15 protein-coding genes are annotated in these 16,736 nt (G+C 72.5%); 8 read left to right on the top strand and 7 right to left on the bottom strand.

Features of this window, described 5'->3' with window-relative positions; genetic code table 11:
* Nucleotides 1-201 precede the first annotated feature (201 nt).
* The 3 genes from AB0K10_RS32905 to AB0K10_RS32895 all read left to right on the top strand — a co-directional run bounded on the left by AB0K10_RS32905 (nucleotide 202) and on the right by AB0K10_RS32895 (nucleotide 2,428).
* Nucleotides 202-1,665, top strand: a complete 1,464-nt coding sequence (locus AB0K10_RS32905) for an amidase (RefSeq protein WP_363690087.1) — start codon at nucleotides 202-204, stop codon at nucleotides 1,663-1,665.
* A 72-nt stretch (nucleotides 1,666-1,737) separates the two neighbouring features.
* Complete coding sequence (locus AB0K10_RS32900; RefSeq protein ID WP_363690089.1) at nucleotides 1,738-2,034, top strand: hypothetical protein; 297 nt, start codon at nucleotides 1,738-1,740, stop codon at nucleotides 2,032-2,034.
* On the top strand, nucleotides 2,021-2,428 hold the full coding sequence (locus AB0K10_RS32895) for a DUF5130 family protein (protein WP_363690085.1): 408 nt from the start codon (nucleotides 2,021-2,023) through the stop codon (nucleotides 2,426-2,428). The genes AB0K10_RS32900 and AB0K10_RS32895 overlap by 14 nt, the downstream gene beginning before the upstream one ends.
* 57 nt (nucleotides 2,429-2,485) lie before the next feature.
* Here the strand turns inward: AB0K10_RS32895 and AB0K10_RS32890 are convergent, their stop codons facing one another.
* Both AB0K10_RS32890 and pepN read right to left on the bottom strand, forming a co-directional pair.
* Nucleotides 2,486-3,049 (bottom strand): Uma2 family endonuclease, encoded by a 564-nt coding sequence (locus tag AB0K10_RS32890; protein ID WP_363690083.1) that lies wholly within the window; start codon nucleotides 3,047-3,049, stop codon nucleotides 2,486-2,488.
* 84 nt (nucleotides 3,050-3,133) lie between these two features.
* On the bottom strand, nucleotides 3,134-5,683 hold the full coding sequence (pepN, locus tag AB0K10_RS32885; protein ID WP_363690081.1) for an aminopeptidase N: 2,550 nt from the start codon (nucleotides 5,681-5,683) through the stop codon (nucleotides 3,134-3,136).
* A 220-nt stretch (nucleotides 5,684-5,903) separates the two neighbouring features.
* Here pepN and AB0K10_RS32880 point away from each other — a divergent pair, with 220 nt between their 5' ends.
* Nucleotides 5,904-6,527, top strand: a complete 624-nt coding sequence (locus AB0K10_RS32880; protein ID WP_363690079.1) for a DsbA family protein — start codon at nucleotides 5,904-5,906, stop codon at nucleotides 6,525-6,527.
* A gap of 209 nt (nucleotides 6,528-6,736) precedes the next feature.
* Here the strand turns inward: AB0K10_RS32880 and AB0K10_RS32875 are convergent, their stop codons facing one another.
* Nucleotides 6,737-7,171 carry a hypothetical protein gene (locus AB0K10_RS32875; protein WP_363690077.1) on the bottom strand — a complete coding sequence of 145 codons (435 nt, stop codon included), beginning with the start codon at nucleotides 7,169-7,171 and terminating at the stop codon, nucleotides 6,737-6,739.
* Between the two features lie 297 nt (nucleotides 7,172-7,468).
* On the opposite strand from AB0K10_RS32875, the gene AB0K10_RS32870 reads away from it, so the two are divergent.
* Together AB0K10_RS32870 and AB0K10_RS32865 are read left to right on the top strand one after the other, a co-directional pair.
* Complete coding sequence (locus AB0K10_RS32870) at nucleotides 7,469-8,668, top strand: DUF1015 family protein (protein ID WP_363690075.1); 1,200 nt, start codon at nucleotides 7,469-7,471, stop codon at nucleotides 8,666-8,668.
* A gap of 88 nt (nucleotides 8,669-8,756) precedes the next feature.
* Nucleotides 8,757-9,224 carry a ribose-5-phosphate isomerase gene (locus tag AB0K10_RS32865; protein ID WP_363690073.1) on the top strand — a complete coding sequence of 156 codons (468 nt, stop codon included), beginning with the start codon at nucleotides 8,757-8,759 and terminating at the stop codon, nucleotides 9,222-9,224.
* Between the two features lie 69 nt (nucleotides 9,225-9,293).
* Here the strand turns inward: AB0K10_RS32865 and AB0K10_RS32860 are convergent, their stop codons facing one another.
* The gene (locus tag AB0K10_RS32860) at nucleotides 9,294-9,635 is read right to left on the bottom strand and encodes a hypothetical protein (protein ID WP_363690071.1); all 342 of its coding nucleotides are present in this window, start codon (nucleotides 9,633-9,635) and stop codon (nucleotides 9,294-9,296) included.
* Between the two features lie 139 nt (nucleotides 9,636-9,774).
* Here AB0K10_RS32860 and AB0K10_RS32855 point away from each other — a divergent pair, with 139 nt between their 5' ends.
* Entirely contained in the window at nucleotides 9,775-10,320 is a 546-nt protein-coding gene (locus tag AB0K10_RS32855) for a hypothetical protein (RefSeq protein ID WP_363690069.1), read from the top strand.
* 176 nt (nucleotides 10,321-10,496) lie between these two features.
* On the opposite strand, the gene AB0K10_RS32850 is transcribed toward AB0K10_RS32855, so the two are convergent.
* Complete coding sequence (locus AB0K10_RS32850) at nucleotides 10,497-10,763, bottom strand: hypothetical protein (RefSeq protein ID WP_363690067.1); 267 nt, start codon at nucleotides 10,761-10,763, stop codon at nucleotides 10,497-10,499.
* Nucleotides 10,764-10,885: 122 nt separating this feature from the next.
* On the bottom strand, nucleotides 10,886-14,905 hold the full coding sequence (gene eccCa, locus AB0K10_RS32845) for a type VII secretion protein EccCa (protein ID WP_363690065.1): 4,020 nt from the start codon (nucleotides 14,903-14,905) through the stop codon (nucleotides 10,886-10,888).
* Nucleotides 14,906-15,021: 116 nt separating this feature from the next.
* On the opposite strand from eccCa, the gene eccD reads away from it, so the two are divergent.
* A complete protein-coding gene (gene eccD, locus AB0K10_RS32840; protein WP_363690063.1) occupies nucleotides 15,022-16,344 on the top strand; it encodes a type VII secretion integral membrane protein EccD in 1,323 nt (440 codons plus the stop codon).
* A 33-nt stretch (nucleotides 16,345-16,377) separates the two neighbouring features.
* Here eccD and AB0K10_RS32835 read toward each other — a convergent pair whose 3' ends face one another.
* Nucleotides 16,378-16,728 (bottom strand): hypothetical protein, encoded by a 351-nt coding sequence (locus tag AB0K10_RS32835; RefSeq protein WP_363690061.1) that lies wholly within the window; start codon nucleotides 16,726-16,728, stop codon nucleotides 16,378-16,380.
* Nucleotides 16,729-16,736: the final 8 nt, after the last annotated feature.

Below are 16,736 nucleotides of genomic sequence, written 5' to 3'. Positions count from 1 at the left end.
CGATCTGTTCCCGCTCCAGCGGGCTCAACCTCGACGCCATAACCACCCCAACGAAGAAAACGGAAGGGTGTTGCAACCACCGGTTGAGCCCGCCCCGCGAACGGAAACTGTCCAAGATCTGCGGAGTGGGCGGGTGGAGCGGGGCGGATCGGGCCGCCGTGTCGACCGCTTCCGGCAGCTCGCAGCGGGCAGGATGACGGGATGGCCGAGCCGCACGACCTGACCGCGTTGGAGCAGGCCGCCGCGATCGCGCGCGGCGAGCTGACCAGCGTCGACCTGGTCGAGCACTGCCTGGACCGGGTGGCGGCGCTCGGCGACACCGTGGGCGCGTTCGTCACGGTCACCCCCGACCTGGCCCGGCAGGCCGCGCGCGCCGCCGACGCCGCCCCGGTGCAGGGGCGCGGCCCGCTGCACGGCGTACCGACCGCGATCAAGGACCTCACCCTCACCGCCGGGGTACGCACCACCTTCGGCTCGGCCGCGTTCGCCGACTTCGTTCCACCGGTCGACGCCGACGTGGTCCGGTTCATCAAGGCCGCCGGCCTCGTCAGCCTCGGCAAGACGACCACCTCCGAGCTGGGCTGCTCGCTCTACTCCGAGGGCCGCGTCGCACCGCCGGCCCGCAATCCGTGGCAGCTCGCGTACACCGCCGGTGGTTCCAGCGGCGGCGCGGCGGCGGCGGTCGCGGCCGGGCTGGTCCCTATCGCACAGGGGTCCGACGGCGGCGGCTCCCTGCGCATCCCGGCGTCGCTCTGCGGCCTGATCGGCTACAAGCCCAGTCGGGGCCTGGTCTCCGGCGGGCCGCTCGGCTCCGGCGCGTTCGGACTGCCCACCAGCGGCCCGCTCGGGCGGACCGTCGCCGACGTCGCCGCACTGCTCGACGTCATGGCCGTGCCGGTGCCCGGCGAGCCCTACCTGCCGCCGCCCGCGCCGCCCGGGGGATACCTGGCCGTCGCCCGGCGGGCCGAGCCCGGCCGGCTGCGGATCGGCCGGTTCACCACGCCGATGCTCGCCGACGAGCCGGTGCACCCCGACTGCGTGGCCGCCGTCGACAGGGCCACCGCCCTGCTCACCGCCGCTGGCCACGAGGTGGTCGAGGTGCCGCCGCCGCTGGGGCCCCAGGCATGGCCGCTGTTCGAGATCATCTGGTACGTGCTGGCGCTCGCCCCCGTGCCCCCGCAGCGCGAGGCGGAGCTGCTGCCGTTGACGCGACTGCTACGGGCCCGGGGCGCCACGGTCTCCGCGGGCGCGTTGGCCGCCACCCTCGGCGAGCTGCAGGCACAGGTACGGCTCGGCGCCGCCCGCACCGCCGGCTGCGACCTGCTGCTCTGCCCCACCCTGGCCGCGCCGCAGGCACCCGTCGGCTGGTTCACCGCCGACGGTGACCCGGCTGCCGATTTCGACAGGCAACGCCGCTTCTCGCCCTACTGCGCCATCTTCAACGTCACCGGCGATCCCTCGGTGTCCCTGCCGGTGGGCGCCACGACCGACGGGCTGCCCGTCGGGGTGCTGCTCACCGGCCGGTACGGCGACGACGCGCGACTCATCGCAACCGCTGCGCAACTGGAGCACGCCAGTGACGGATGGGATCGGCACCCCGCGATCTGGCGGGCCGTCGACTCCGCTAACGTGAATGGTGACGGAGCTGGCCGGTCGCCATCATGATCGTCCATCCGACCCGATTGTTCGAGGTCCTTCTTCCGCCTGGGGGCGTTGGGATTGTCTGTTACCGAGACGTTGCTGGTCTTCGTCGGCATCCCGGTGGCCGCGGTGCTGGTGATCGCCGGCCTGTCGTACGCCGGTAGCCGTGGTGGTAGCGCCGGTGGCCGTGGTGGCGCCAAGCGCTACCGGCCGGGCCGGCCCTTCGACTTCACTCCGGTCTGGTTCCTGGGCCGCCCGGAGCAGCTGGCCGACTCGGCCGGCACCGCGCTGGCGGCGGGCGCGCAGGCCCCCGCGCTGACCAGCCACAAGCTAGAGCAGGCCAGCGTCGAGGCGCCGGCCGGTGGAACCGGAGGCGCAAGTGACCGTTGGTGAGAAGCAGACCGGGACGGACAATCCGCCCGAGGTGCTGGACGGGCCGTTCTCGACCCGTCAGCTGCTGCGCATCGACGAGGCCCTGCGCCTGGCCGACCAGGGCACCGGCCTGGTCTTCTCGGTGTTCGTCGGCGGCCTCGACGAGCCGATCCGCGAGCACGCCCAGCGGCTGCACCGCCAGCTCGCCGACCCCGACAAGTCGGTGCTGATCGCCGTGTCGCCCAACCAGCGCAAGTTGGAGATCGTCACCGGGCGGCACGCCCGCAAGCGCATCCCCGACACGTACGCCAAGCTGGCGGCGCTCTCCATGGTCGGCGCGTTCAGCGGCGGTGACCTGGCCGGCGGCATCATCAACGGCCTCGACCAGCTGGCCAGCCACGCCGGCAAGGGCTGACGCCTCACACGTACGACGAAGCCCGGCCCGCTCCTCGGCAGGCCGGGCTTCGACGTCTCAGCGGGGCCAGACGCTCGGGTCCAACCTCATCGTCCACGGCTCGTCCACGGTCACCGCGTCGTCCGGACCGATGGTGCCCAACAGCTCGTAATGGTCGCCTTCGCCGAGCCGATAGCGGTAGACGACCGGGCCCAAGTCGCCCCGTTCCACCCGCCAGTAGTGCGGGATGCCTGCCTCGGCGTAGAGGGCGGGTTTGGTGAAGCGATCGTGGCGACGGCTCCCCGTCGACTCGACTTCAAGGACGAGCGCGATGTTCTTGGGTTCGGCCCACATGCGCTCGCGCGGTGCGCTTGGTAGCAACACCGTCAGATCGGGGATGAGATTGCCGCCGGGGACCTGCACCCCGATCTCCCGGATCACCCGCCAACCGGTGGGAGCCGCCTGGCGAATCGCCATCCGAATCTCGTCCGCCAGCTCATGGTGCTCTGGGCCGGCTGGAGGGGTCACGTGCAGGCTCCCGTCGATGATCTCGTAGCGGTTACCGTCGGCAGGCAGGTCGAACAGATCCTGCTCGCGCCAGCCCCGATCCGGAGGCCGCCACTCGTAGGTCGGCTGTGCCATCACGTCCACCTCCTCTCGTCACGATAACGCCCGGGGCCGGCGTGGACTCACATCCACGCCGGCCCCGGGCCGCGTACTCGCTGGTCAGCTCTGCGCGGCGTCCTTCGCGCGGGCCTTGATCGCCCGCACCACACCGTCGCGGCCCTCGGCGACCAGTCGACGCAGTGGGCCGGGTTTGCCGTCGCCGGCCAGCCACGCGTCGGTGGCCGCCACCGTGTCGTCGTCCACGAGGTAGGTCGGGTACGCCAACTGTGCGAACTCCTGCGCAGGCTCGCTGTCCCGCGTGGCCCACACCTGGCCGACCGCCGCGAAGTACCTCTCCCGGTACGGGGCGACCAGCTCCACCTGCGCCGGGTGGGTGAGGCCCTGCAACAGCGCCCGGTGCCGCCAGTTCGGCAGCGCGTCCGGGCCGGTCAACAGCGCCCACACGGCCGCCTTGTTCTCCGCGGTCGGCACCAGCGCGTGCGCGTACGCGGCCTCCCGCTCGCCGCTCGCGGTGCGGTCACCGGCCAGCTCGGCCTCGATCTCGGCGGCACCGGCCGCGCCGTTGGCAACCAGCGCCCCGAGCACCGTCCAGCGCAGCTCGGTGTCCACGGTCAGGCCGGCCGGCGCACCGGTGCCGTCCAGCCAGCCGCGCAGCGTCGCCAGGTCCTCCTCGGACCGGGCGGCCGAGGTGTACGCGCGGGCCCACGCCAGCTGGAAGCCGCTGCCCGCCTCGGCTGCGGCGAGCGCGTCCTTCGCCGTCCGGGCGAGGGCCGCCCAGCCGGTGGGCGCCCACGCCGGGTCGGCGTAGAGGGTGAGCGCGGTGGTGGCCTGGCGCAGGGTCGCGGGCACCAGGTTGATGTCGGTCTCCGCGGGCAGCCCGGCCAGCACCAGCGCCACGTAGTCGCGGGTCGCCAGCTCGGCGTCGCGGGTCATGTCCCACGCGGCCGTCCAGCACAGGGCGCGGGCCAGCGACGAGTCGAAGCCGCCGATGTGCTGCACGACCGTGGCCATCGACTGCTCGTCGAGGCGCAGCTTGGTGTAGCTCAGGTCGTCGTCGTTGAGCAGCAGCACGTCGGCCGCCCGGACGCCGCGCAGGTCGGCGAGGTCGGTCCGCTCGCCGGTCACGTCCACCTCGTACCGTTCGCGGCGGGCCAGCCGCCCGTCGGTCAGGTCGTACAGGCCCACGCCGATCCGGTGGGTGCGCAGCGTCGGGTACGCCGTCGGCGCCTCCTGCCGGACGACCACCTGCTCGTACGTGCCGTCGGCGCCGATCGTCACCTCCGGGCGCAGCGTGTTGACCTGCGCGGTCTCCAGCCACTGCGCCGCGAACTTGCGCAGCTCTCGGCCCGACGCCGCCTCCAGCTCGGTGAGCAGGTCGTCGAAGGTGGCGTTGCCCCACGCGTGCTTGCCGAAGTACGCCCGCAGCCCGGCCACGAACGGCTCCTCACCCACGTACGCGACGAGCTGCTTGAGCACGCTCGCGCCCTTGGCGTAGGTGATGCCGTCGAAGTTGACCTCGACGGCCTCCATGTCCGGCATCTCGGTGTAGACCGGGTGGGTGGAGGAGAGCTGGTCCTGCCGGTAGCCCCAGTTCTTGCGGATGGACAGGAACGTCGTCCACGCCTCGGTGAACCGGGTGGCGTTGGTGTTGCACCAGTGGCTCGCCCACTCGGCGAACGACTCGTTGAGCCACAGGTCGTTCCACCAGCGCATGGTGACCAGGTCGCCGAACCACATGTGGGCCAGCTCGTGCAGGATCGTGTTGGCGCGCTGCTCGTACTCGAAGTCGGTGACCTGCGAGCGGAACAGGTAGTGCGACTCGGCGTGCGTGACGCAGCCGAAGTTCTCCATCGCGCCGGCGTTGAAGTCGGGCACCCAGAGCTGGTCGTACTTCGGCAGCGGGTAGCGCACGCCGAACTTCTCGTGGAAGAAGTCGAAGCCCTGCTTGGTGATGAGGAACAGGTTGTCGGCGTCCAGGTACTGCGACATGGATGCCCGGGAGAACACCCCCAGGTCGATGCCGTCGTGGGTGTCGCGCACCTCGTGGTACGGGCCCGCGCACAGCGCCGTGATGTACGTGCTCATCCGGGGCGACTCGGTGAAGTGGAGGGTCTTGAACCCTTCGCCGGCCGGCTCCTCGCGCTGCACCGGCATGTTGGACACCACGCGCCAGTGCGCCGGCACCGTCGCGTGCCAGGTGTAGACGCTCTTCAGGTCGGGCTGGTCGAAGCAGGCGAACACCCGCTGCGCGTCGGCCGTCTCGAACTGGCTGTAGAGGTACGTCTCGCCGTCCACCGGGTCGACCGTGCGGTGCAGCCCCTGGCCGCTGTTGGAGTAGGCGCAGTCCGCGTCGACGACGAGGGTGTTCTCGCTGGCCAGCCCGGACAGGGTGAGGCCCTTCTCGGCCGACCAGTCGGACAGGTCCACCGGGGCGCCGTTCAGTGTGGCGGACCGCACCGATTCGGCGGCCAGCTCGATGAACGTGCTCGCCCCCGGTTCGGCGCAGCGGAACCGGACCTCGGTCGTCGACCGGAAGGTGCGGTTGCCGGCTGCCAGCACGGCGCTCGACAGGTCCAGACTGATGTCGTACCCGGTCACCTCGAGCAGGCGGGCCCGCTCGGTCGCCTCGACCTGCGTCAGGTTACGCACTCCCGGCACTGTTCGTCTCCATCCCACGTCTCGCCGTACGCCCGGCGGCGCCCGTCTGCCGACCGCTCGTGACGTCCGGCCCGATCCGAGTCTTCCACGGACGGGCAGCCAGCGGTGGCCGAGGTCACGCTCTCATTCGGGTACCGGTCGATGTGCTCCGGGGTGAGGATCGGAGGAGACGTCGGACGTCCGGCGTCACCCGTCGCGAAGGGACCGCACCGTGACCGAACGTGTCGCCGTGGACATGTGGTTCGACCCGATCTGCCCGTGGGCGTGGATCACCTCTCGCTGGCTGCTGGAGGTCGAGCAGGTCCGCGAAGTGACCATCCGCTACCACGTGATGAGCCTGTCGGTGCTCAACGAGGGCCGGGACCTGCCCGAGCAGTACCGCGAGTTGATGGACAACGGTTGGGGCCCGGTGCGGGTCTGCATCGCCGTGGAGCAGGCCCACGGCGCGGACGCCGTCCGTCAGCTCTACACCGCGTTGGGCACCCGCATCCACCTCGGCAAGGAGCAGCTCGGCCCGGAGTTGTTCGCCGCCGCCCTCACCGACGTCGGGCTGGACCCGGCGTTGGCCGCCGCCGCCGACAGCACCGAGTACGACGAGGCGCTGCGCGCCAGCCACGAGGCCGGTATGCGGCCGGTCGGCCAGGACGTGGGCACCCCGGTGATCCACGCGCCCGGCCCGGACGGCACGCCTGTCGCCTTCTTCGGCCCGGTGATCACGCCGAGGCCGAAGGGCGAGGCGGCCGGCCGGCTCTGGGACGGCGTGCTGCTGGTCGCCGGCACTCCCGGCTTCTACGAGCTCAAGCGCACCCGCGACCTGGGCCCGATCTTCGACTGAGCCGCGATCGCACGCGCCCCCGCCGGCCACCGTCTCGTGGTCCGGCGGGGGCGCGCCGCGCCGGTCGGCGGGTACGCCTCGCGGTCACGGCGTCACCGCTGGGCGGGGGGCGTCGTTTCCCTCGGTGTCCGCCGCAGCGACCCGCAGGGCCGCACCCCGCAGCTCGTGGAGGCAATCCCGATGGCCAAGCACCGTGCGTCCGGTGACGATCAGTTGACCCGACAGGGGGTGAACGAGACTCCCGGAGCGGCGTACTGGTCGGTCGACGACTCCCGCTGGCCGACGGTCCGCCCGGACCTTCCCGCCCATGTGGTGGACCTGCTCGCCCCGCCCATCGTGGTCGGCGTGGCCCGGGTGCCGGTCACCTCGCGCCTGACGCCCGGCCCGGCCACACCGACGCCGGCGATGACGACGCCGGCCGTGCCGATGCCTATCGTGTCGACGACGCCGGCCGTGCCGATGCCTATCGTGTCGACGGCGCCGGTCGTGGCGATGCCGGTCGTGGCGACGCCGGCCGTGTCGAAGCCGGTGGTGGCGACGCCGCCTCTCGTGCCGGCGGTGTCGGATCCGGTCGTACCGTCGGCCGTGGAGCCGGTCGTGGCGGCCGCGCCGGCCGAGCCCGCCCCACCCCCGCCGGCACCCACCGCCCCGCGTCCCGTGCCGACGCCACCGCTGAACCCGCGACCGGTTCCGGCGCCGCCGCCGGAACCGCGTCCCGTACCGGGGCCGCCCGCCGCCCCTCGCCGCAATGCGATCACCGGACCCGCCGCGAACGGCCGGCGGAGTAACGCCGGACCGGTCGTGGCCGGTCGACACCGGCGGCACAACGGCGCGTCCGGCCGCGCCGGCTGACCACCACGTCCCGGCCCGGCACTTTCAACTGGTGGACGCCGCGCGGGTCCCCGTCGCCCGCGACGTCGCCGCCGGTAGCGTCAGTGGGCATGACGGTCGTGCATCCGATCGCCCGGGCCTGGATCACCACTGGCGGCACCGGCGCGCAGAACTACGACGAGTTCGCCGACGACGCGGAGATCACTGCGATCATCGAGGCGAACCCGCACAGTGCCCTCGGCATCGAGATGCCGCACCGGGCCCCCGACAGCCTGGGCACGTCGTTCCTCGACGCGCTGCCGGCCTCGGTGGCCCGGCTCGCCGAGGCCAAGGCCGACGGCAGTTACACACCCGCCGAGCAGGTGGTCGTGCTGTACCGGATCACCGCCCCGGGCGAGGAGACGGCGTACGGGCTCTTCGCGATGGTGGACACCGACCAGATCTCCACCCGCGCCGATGAGCCGGGCCTGGTCATCCGCAACGAGGACGTCTTCATCGCCAAGGTGCGCGAGCGCGTCGCGTTGGCCGAGGCGCTGGGTCACCTGCTCTCACCCGTACTCCTGCTGCAGACCGGTAGCGGCGACGAACTGCACGCCGCGCTCGCGGCGGCGACCGACGCGGCCGGGGCGCCCGCCGCGACCGACACCGACCAGGCGGGGCGCACCCACGCCATCTGGCTGGTCGGCCCCGGCCCGGAGCAGGATGCGCTTACCGCTCTCGCCGGCGGCGGCGAGCTGGTCGTCGCCGACGGCAACCACCGCAGCCTGGCCGCCCAGACCGGCGGGTTGTCGCGCTTCCTGGCCGTGGTGACGACGCCCGCGTCGGTGGCCATCCAGCCGTACAACCGGCTGGTCAGCGAGCTGACCACCACGCCGGGCGAGCTGCTCGACCGGTTGCGCGCCGCGGGGGCCGAGGTCACGCCGATCGACGGTCCGGTCGAGGTCCCGGCGGCCGGCGGCACCGTCGGACTGCGGCTGGCCGGCCAGGGGTACGCGGTGCGCCTGCCCGCCACCGCCGACGCCCGCCTGGAGAACCTGGACCACGCGCTTGTCGAGCGACTACTGCTGCGCGACGCCCTGGGGTTGGACCCGGGCGACAAGCGGATCACCTACGTGGGCGGTGACTACCCGGCGAGCTGGCTCACCGGGGAGGTCGACGCCGGACGGGCCGAGCTGGCCGTCCTCATCGCGCCGGTGACAGTGGCGGACTTCGTCGCGGTGAACCTGGCTCGGGAGAAGATGCCCCGCAAGAGCACCTGGTTCACCCCGAAGGCGCGCGGCGGCCTGGTGGTCGCCGAGCTGTCGCGCTGAGTGACCACCCGCACGACCGTGTGACGAACCCGGCTCTCCGGCGCCGCCCCTGCGGCGTCGGAGAGCGCGGCCTGACAGACTGCCCGGTATGCGCGTCTACCTGGGATCCGATCACGCCGGTTTCGAGTTGAAGGTGCACCTGGCCAATCACCTGGCCAAGCAGGGGTACGACGTGGTCGACGTCGGCCCGCACAGCTACGACCCGGACGACGACTACCCCACGTTCTGCCTGCACACGGGTGACCGGGTGGTGGCCGACGAGACCTCCCTGGGGGTGGTCATCGGCGGGTCCGGCAACGGCGAGCAGATCGCCGCGAACAAGGTCGTCGGCGTACGCGCCGCGCTCGCCTGGAGCGTCGAGACGGCTCAGCTCGCCCGCCAGCACAACGACGCGAACGTCGTCGCTGTGGGCGCCCGCCAGCACACCCTGGACGAGGCCACCGGCATCGTCGAGGCGTTCCTGAACACGCCGTTCTCCGGCAACGAGCGGCACGCCCGCCGGATCATCCAGGTCGCCACGTACGAGCAGACCCGGCAACTGCCCGACCTGCCCTGACGCCTGTGCGCCCCGCTCGACGTCGGCCGGGCCGGTCGCGGTCAGCCAGGCTGACGCGATCGGGCGCGGTCAGCGCGGCGGGCGGGGCAGCTCTTCGCGGGGCACCCAGTTGCGGCGGACGACCACCACCCGGGCCTCCGCCTCGGCGAGGTCGTCGTCGGTAGGTCGGGCGGCGTCCCGGGCCCGCAGCGCGGAGCTCAGCCCCACCTGGGACGAGCCGGAGCCGACCAGCCCTCGTAACCCCCGCTCGCCGTCGCGGTCGTCGCCGCTGGGCCCCCGACGCCGGGGCGGTGACTCCACGCCGTCGTGTACGCCGGCGGTGCTGACCGTCGCACCGTCGGCGCCGCGCACGGCAGGATCGGAGTCGGACTGGTGGCGCAGCCGTCGCCTGCGTCGCTCCGGATCACCCATCAGCCGACCGTACCTCGCCCGATGTGGAAATCGGCACATCGTGCCGGGTTCGCGCCGGACGGCGGTCGGCGACCGATTTGCCGGCTGGCTACCCTCGGATTCGGGCGGTGGTGGTGCCGCCGGTCAGGGGGAGGACGAGATGGCAGACCAGACGCAGCCGTGGGCGGAGCGAACCGTGGAGGTCCCACCGCAGGCCGGCGTCGGGGTGCCGCCGCAGCGGGACGGGTTCCGCCGGGGTGTCGCGCCGGTGGGCCAGCCGCGCACCCCACGGACCGAACCGTTCCCGGTGGTGGAGCAGGAGCCGACAGGTACGGGCTGGCCGGGTGAACCGGCACCGCGCCGGCCGCTGAGCTGGCGCCTGGCCCAGTTGCGTCGCGGCGGGGAGTGGAGCGCGGCGGGTGGCCTGTTCGCGTTCGTGTGCTGGGGGATCTGGGCGCTCTCCGGTGGAGGCAACCTGTCCGGTCCGCTGCTGGTGCTCGTGTTGAGCCTGCTGGTGGCGGTCGGCCTGTTCGCGCTGGCCCGGGTGATCGGCCGGTTGGTGCTGGAGCGGCAGCTCGGGCGGGTCCGGCGCAGCGCGCGGGGGGCCCACCTGGCCACCGCCGTCTTCCTCGTCGGTCTCGGCGTGGCCTGGCTGCAGCAGACCGAGTGGGTCGTCTCGGCCTGGAACTGGATCACCTCGAACTGACCCGGGGCGCGCACGGGCGGGCCGGCCACCGCCGCCCGCCCGTGCGTCAGCGTCGCGGGACACCGCGACACTGGTCGTCTCCCCACCAGGCAAGGCCGCCGCTTACCCGGCCGGCCCCGGTTCATCCGCAGCCGGCCGGCGTGTCCGTCGTTCGGGTCCGCAAGACCCGCGGATGCTCAGCGGTCGCCGCCGTGCCCCTCGGCGTCGGCCCGGGGCGAGGCGACCCGGGCGGCCGGGTCCTCGACGCCGGGCTCGCCGCCGTCCGGGGCGACCATCCCGTCGTAGTTGTAGAGCGGTCGACCGTCGTCGTGCTGCTTGGTGGTCTTGATGTAACGGTGCATCATGCCATCGATCTCCACCTCGACGAGGGCGTCGCCGCCGGTGTCGTGGGTGCTGCCGTCGCGGGGGCCGCCGACCAGGTGGGCTGTGGTGTTGGTGTCCATGTGCCTGCCCTACCCGGCGGCCGGGAGCCGGAAACAGGCGAATTGTCGCCCCGGGTCAGCATCAGCCGCCCGAGTGCTCCTGGGACTCGCCGTGCACCTCGTCGAACGGGATGCCCAGGGCGCTACTCGGCGTACGCCAACTGGACGAGGGTGGTGCGACGACCACGGCGTACCAGCCGTCCCCGCCCCGGTGGCTGGACCGAGAGATGAGCCTGCGGCCAGAGCTGGCCCTCCTGCCGCTCGCCGGAGAGCAGCAGGCCAGCACAGCCGACCTCCTTCATCCGCTGCGGCACCGGCTCGTGGACGGCCCGGCCGGCGCCACCGCTGCGGCGGGCCAGCACCAGATGGAAACCGAGGTCCTTCGACTGCGGCAGGAACTCCAGGAACGGCGCCAACGGCCCGGCGCCGCCGGTGGGAAGCAGGTCGTAGTCGTCGCAGAGCACCACGATCTCCGGCCCCTTCCACCACGACCGACTTCGCAACTGATCGACGGTAAGGGTGTCCGGCGGCAGCCGCTTGCGGACCTCGTTGGCGACACCCTGCACCAGACCCTGGGCGGCGGTCGCGGTGCCGGCGTACGCGCCGAGGTACGCCTCGGGAACCGCGTCCAGCATGGTGCGCCGCAGGTCGATGACCGCGAAGACCACCTGGTCGTCGGTGAACTGCGCGGTCAGGTCCCGGACCAGCAGACGGAGCAGGGACGTCTTGCCACTTGCCGAATCACCGAAGACGAGCAGGTGCGGGTCGGTGCCGAAGAGATCGAGCATGGTCGGCCGCAGCTCCGCCTCGTCGAGCCCGAGGCGCACCCGCCCTTCGGCGGGCAGCCCGCCGGCCACCTCGGCGTACCCGATCATGGTGGGTAGCATCCGGATGGCCGGGGCCGAGGGGCCGGTCCAGGCCGTCGCCACCCGCGACACCAGATCGTCCAGCCCCTTCGGCAACGTGCCCACGTCGTCGCTGCCGTCGATGCGGGGAAGCGCGATGTGCGCGGTCAGGGCGTCCTGGGTCAGGCAACGGCCGGGGGTGTCGGCCCGCAGGTTCTCCGCGGCCTGCCGCTTGATCGTCGAGTCCAGCGGGTCGTTCAACCGGAACTCGATCTTCGAGCCGATCACCGCCTGGAGCTGCATCCGCAGGTCCGACCATCGACCGGCGGTCAACACCAGGTGTACGGCGTAACCGAGCCCGCGCGCCCCGATGTCCTGTACGAGGTCCGCGAGATCCTCGAACTCCGCCCTGAGCACCGGGTAGTTGTCGATCACCAGCACCACGTCCGCGGCGGGCAACTCGGGCAGCCGGCCCTCCCGGTGCATCCGCCGCATCGTGTCGATGGAGTCGATGCCGTGCGCGGCGAAGAGCTCTTCCCGTTCGGTCATCAGCATGCTGACCTCGGTCACCGTGCGGCGGATCCGGTCCGGGTCCAGACGGCCGGCCACCCCGCCGACGTGTGGCAGGCCGGCCAGCGCGTTCAGCGCGCCGCCACCGACGTCGACGCAGTAGAACGCGATGTCCTGCGGTGTGTGGGTCAGCGCCGCGCCGGCCACCAGGCTGCGCAGCAGCGTCGACTTGCCGGTCTGTGGCGCGCCGAGGATGCAGACGTGCCCCCCGCCGCCGGAGATGTCCAGGACGAACGGCTCCTGCTTCTGCTCGGTGGGCCGGTCGAGCAGGCCGAGCGGGATACGCAGCCGTCCGCGCCGTTCCATCGGGGCCACCAGGCCGTACGCCGGATCGGTCTCCAACGGGCCCACCACCGCATCCAGCGGCAGCGCCGCCGGCAGCGGCGGCAGCCAGATCTGGTGCGCCTGACGGCCGTGCTCACGCAACCGGTCGACCACCACGTCCAGCGTGCTCGGCGCCGTGACACTCTCGTCGGCCTGCGCGTCGTCGGTCGTCAACGGTTTCGGCAGGTGTCGGGCCATGTTGTACATCAGGAACACCATCGGGTCGGGTGCGGCGTCCACCACCTCCTCGCCGGCCGGAGGCCGGTACGTGCCGGACACGTACGCCGCCTTGAACCGTTCGAAGACAGTGGTGTCGACCTTCAGGTAACCCGAGCCGGGCAGCGGCGGCAGCCGGTACGCGTCGGGCACCCCCAGCACTGTGCGGCTCTCCTGCTCGTTGAAGGTGCGCAATCCCAGCCGGTACGACAGGAACGACTCCAACCCCCGTAGTCGGCCCTCCTCCAGCCGCTGCGAGGCGAGCAACTGGTGGATGCCTATCGAACGGCCGATTCGGCCGATGGCGATGAACAGCTCGATGAATTCCGGTTTGGCGGTCAGCAGCTCACTGAACTCGTCAATGATCACCATCAGGTTGGGCAGCGGGGGCAACGGACGGCCGGCGTCACGCCGCCGGTTGTACTCCGTGATGTTTGCCAACTGGCCGGCGTCGAGCAGGATCTGCTGGCGGCGTTTCATCTCCCCCTGGATGGCGTCGTGCAGCCGGTCCACCAGCCCGGCGTCGTCGGAGAGGTTCGAGATCATCGCCGAGGTGTGCGGCAGGTGTTCCAACCCGGCGAAGGTGGCGCCACCCTTGTAGTCGACAAGGACCAGGCTCAGCCGCTCCGGCGGGTGGGTCATCGCCAGGGTGAGCACCATGGTCCGCAAAACCTCGGACTTTCCGGAGCCGGTCGCGCCGACGCAGAGCCCGTGCGGGCCCATGCCGCCCAACGCGGCCTCCTTGATGTCCAGGTGTACGGGATTGCCGTCCGGACCCACCCCGAACGGCACCGTGAGAAAGTCCGGCAGCATCCGCGGCGCCCACAGCGAGCGCACGTCGTAGCTCGCCTCGTCGACGATGCCGAGCAGGCCACGCAGGTCGACTGTCGCCTCCAGCGGTGCGTCGTCCACCGTGTCGGCCACCAGCCGCAGCGGCGAGACCCGCCTGGCCAGCAGCTCCATCTCCGTCAGGTCGAGCCGGTCGACCGTGCCGGTGGCCGCGCCGCGCATCCGCTCGCGCTGGGCCAGGATCGTCGGTGCCCGACTGTCGGTGACCTTCCGCAGGTCCTGGACGGTGACGCGGTCGTCCTCGCAGAGCACCCGCACGTCCACGTGGGACGGCTCGTGCTGCCGGTCGTCGACAAGCACCACCACCGCCATGCCCAGGTCTTCGGGGGCCAGGCCGGCCTCCAGATGGGCGAGCGGGTCGGCCCGCCCGGCCGAGATCTGGTCGACCACGACTACCAGCCGGTTACCCCGGAAGCGGTGCTGCGGGTCGCCCAGTCGCCGGGCCCGGTTGACCTCACCGACGCGCCGGGACAGCTCCGCGGTGAGCAGCGACGCCAGCGACATCGGGTCGGCGGCCACGAGTCGCTGCGGGGCCGGACCGTCGTACTCGCTCGGGTGCAGGCAGTGTGGAAGCCACTTCAGCCAGTCGAACTCCGGCCCGGCGGTGCCGCCGAGCAGCCAGGCGAGGCGTACGTCGTCCGGGGCGTGCAGGGTGGCGAGCTGCGCCACCAGCACCCGGATCAGGTTGCGGGTGGCTGCCGGGCTGCCGACCACCGACACCACGCCGGTGACCGGCACCGCGACGGGCATGCCGTCGAGCAGCCGATCCCGGTCCACCACCAGCCGCGCGGCGGCCAGGGTCACCGGGTCCAGGTCGACAAGCGGGTTGTTCTCGTCGGCCTGGAGGGTGACCCGGCGCCAGAGGCGGTCCTGGCCCTGACCGACCCGCAGCACCAGAAAATCCGGGTCGGCGAGCCGCCGCTCCCACCGCCGGTGCGGGTCACGCAGCAGGTCAGGCAGCACCTCCGGGGCGGGGTGCCGGTGCTGGGCGGCGGCGCGCTGGGTCACCGCGTCGGCCCTGATCTGGTCGCGTACGCGGTCGATGTACTCCAGGTACCGCTGCCGTTGCCGCGCGAAGCGCCGCGCTGCGCCGGTGCGCTGGGTGACGTACGCGGCGATCCCCCCGAACACCGTGGCGACGAGCATGCCGAGCCCGGCGATCATCATGATCGGGTTCTTGTTGGCCATCATCATGAGCAACATGCCGGCACCACCCATGATCGGGAGGAAGACCTGCATGACGCCCGCGAACCCGCCGCCACCGTCGGGCAGCGCCGGTGGCGAGACCACGTCGAGCGCGGTCGGCTCCGGTTCCGGTGGCGAGATCCGGGCCGGTCGGTGGATCACCCGCTGCGTCATCGCGACCCCTTCCGGGCCGGACCGACAGATGCATCGGCCGGGTTACCGGTAGTGCTCCGACTGCCTACAGTAGTACCGGTCGACACACTGAGCCGACCGTGCGGGGACGGAGGGTCATGGCAACCCGATTCACCCGAGTGACAGTGGTGGCCGGCGGGCGCAGCCTCGACATCAGCCTGCCTGCGGCCCGTCCGGTGCTGGAGTTCGTGCCGCAGATGTGTGAGTTGCTCTCGCTCGCGCCCGAGACCGCCGGCCGCTGGAGCCTGTCCACTCTGGGTGGTGGTGGGCTGGATCCCCGTCGGTCGCTGGACGAGGCCGGAATCATCGACGCCGAGACGCTCTACCTGACTCCGCCCGAGCAGGCGCCCCTGCCGCCGTTCGTCGACGACGTGGTGGACGAGGTGCAGGCCACTCTGGACGGTGACGGCAGCGAGTGGCGCGACACCGCCCGGCTGACGGGCACAGCGGCACTTGCCGGTGTCGTGGTGCTGACCCTCACGTACGCGCTCACCACCATGCCCGTGCCGGAGGCCGCTGCCCCGGCCCTGCTGGCCACGGTGGCCGCGCTGGCGGTGCTGGCCGGCCGCGTACGTGGCGCGCCCGGCGGCACGCTCCTGACTGCGGCGGCCCTGCCAGCCTGGCTGGTCGCCGGCGTCGCGCTGGCCCGCGCCGCCGACTGGCCGGAGTCGGCCTGGTTCACCGCTGGCGCCGTCGGAGGCGGGCTCGGCGCAGCCCTGTTCGCCCTGGTCGGCGAACGCTGGTACGGGGTGGCGGCCGGCGGAGTCGCGGTAGCGGTTCTCGGGGGGCTCGGCACCGCGCTGCTCGCCGCCGGGCTCGACGTGCAGCAGGCGGCGGCGGTGGGCTCGGTAGTGGTCGTCTTCGCGGTGGGGCTGGCACCCCAGCTCGCGCTCAGTTCGGCCCGTCTCGTCGATCTGTTGCGCCGCCAGGAGGAGAGCCAGTGGGTCGGGCGGCACCTGGTCGCGGCGGCGGTCCGCCGTGGGCAGGCCGTGCTGTCCGGTGCCGTGGTGGGTGTCGCGCTGGCCGCGACCGCCACCTGCGTCGTGCTGCTGACCGGGCCGGCCGGCGTCGGCGTGGTGCTGGGCGGTGTGCTGGGACTGGTGTTCGCGCTGCGATCGCGGGTCTTCACCCGGCTGGGTCAGGTGCTGCCCATGCTCGTGCCACCGGTGACGACGGCCACCGTGGCGGTGCTCGGCGTCGTCCGTCTCGCCGACGCCGACGACGTGGTGACGGCCTGGTTGACCGCGGTCGGCGCGTTGGTGGTGGCGGCGGTGGTGCTCTGGGCCGGTCGTCCCCGGCTGGACGACGTCGGTGCCGCCCGGCTGCGACAGCTCTTCGACCTCGCCGAGGTGCTCGCGGTGGTCAGCCTCGCGCCGCTGGTGATCGCGGTATTCGGTGGCTTCGACTGGGCGGCCCGCTGAGCGGGTGGTGAGCGCCATCCGCTGCTCAGCCGCTCAAAGCGGCCGGCGCTGGGTGGGCACGAACGTCGCGGCCGGCTCCGACCGGATCGTCGGCTCCGCCGCTCGCACGAGGAACGGCCGTACGCCGTCCGGCGGCTGTTGCGGGGCCACAGCGGGGGCCAGCCCGCGTTTCTGACGCTGTTCGGCGAGCAGTCCGCCGATGGTGGTGACGGCCCAGACCGCGACCAGCAGGAGGGCGCCGACGACCAGGCTCGCGATCACTGCCGCGTAGGGGCGGCGCAGATCGCGTGGGCCGCGCCGTGACCCGTGCAGCAACGCGGCCTTGGCCGTGGCGGTGCGCAGTGCGTGCGCCTCGACCACCACCCGGTCCCGGCTGTCAGCCACGGCCGTGC

The organism is Micromonospora sp. NPDC049274 (assembly GCF_040678875.1).
Lineage (GTDB): Bacteria > Actinomycetota > Actinomycetes > Mycobacteriales > Micromonosporaceae > Micromonospora.
The sequence above is the reverse complement of the archived record's forward strand: the minus strand, read 5'-3'. Positions and strand labels throughout refer to the sequence as shown.

What these genes read in the sequence shown, in the direction of transcription:
- AB0K10_RS32905 (WP_363690087.1), top strand. Translation starts at nt 202, where the DNA reads ATGGCCGAGCCGCACGACCTGACCGCGTTGGAGCAGGCCGCCGCGATC.
- AB0K10_RS32890 (WP_363690083.1), bottom strand. Translation starts at nt 3,049, where the DNA reads ATGGCACAGCCGACCTACGAGTGGCGGCCTCCGGATCGGGGCTGGCGC.
- AB0K10_RS32870 (WP_363690075.1), top strand. Translation starts at nt 7,469, where the DNA reads ATGACGGTCGTGCATCCGATCGCCCGGGCCTGGATCACCACTGGCGGC.
- AB0K10_RS32865 (WP_363690073.1), top strand. Translation starts at nt 8,757, where the DNA reads ATGCGCGTCTACCTGGGATCCGATCACGCCGGTTTCGAGTTGAAGGTG.
- AB0K10_RS32860 (WP_363690071.1), bottom strand. Translation starts at nt 9,635, where the DNA reads ATGGGTGATCCGGAGCGACGCAGGCGACGGCTGCGCCACCAGTCCGAC.
- AB0K10_RS32855 (WP_363690069.1), top strand. Translation starts at nt 9,775, where the DNA reads ATGGCAGACCAGACGCAGCCGTGGGCGGAGCGAACCGTGGAGGTCCCA.
- AB0K10_RS32850 (WP_363690067.1), bottom strand. Translation starts at nt 10,763, where the DNA reads ATGGACACCAACACCACAGCCCACCTGGTCGGCGGCCCCCGCGACGGC.
- eccCa (WP_363690065.1), bottom strand. Translation starts at nt 14,905, where the DNA reads ATGACGCAGCGGGTGATCCACCGACCGGCCCGGATCTCGCCACCGGAA.
- eccD (WP_363690063.1), top strand. Translation starts at nt 15,022, where the DNA reads ATGGCAACCCGATTCACCCGAGTGACAGTGGTGGCCGGCGGGCGCAGC.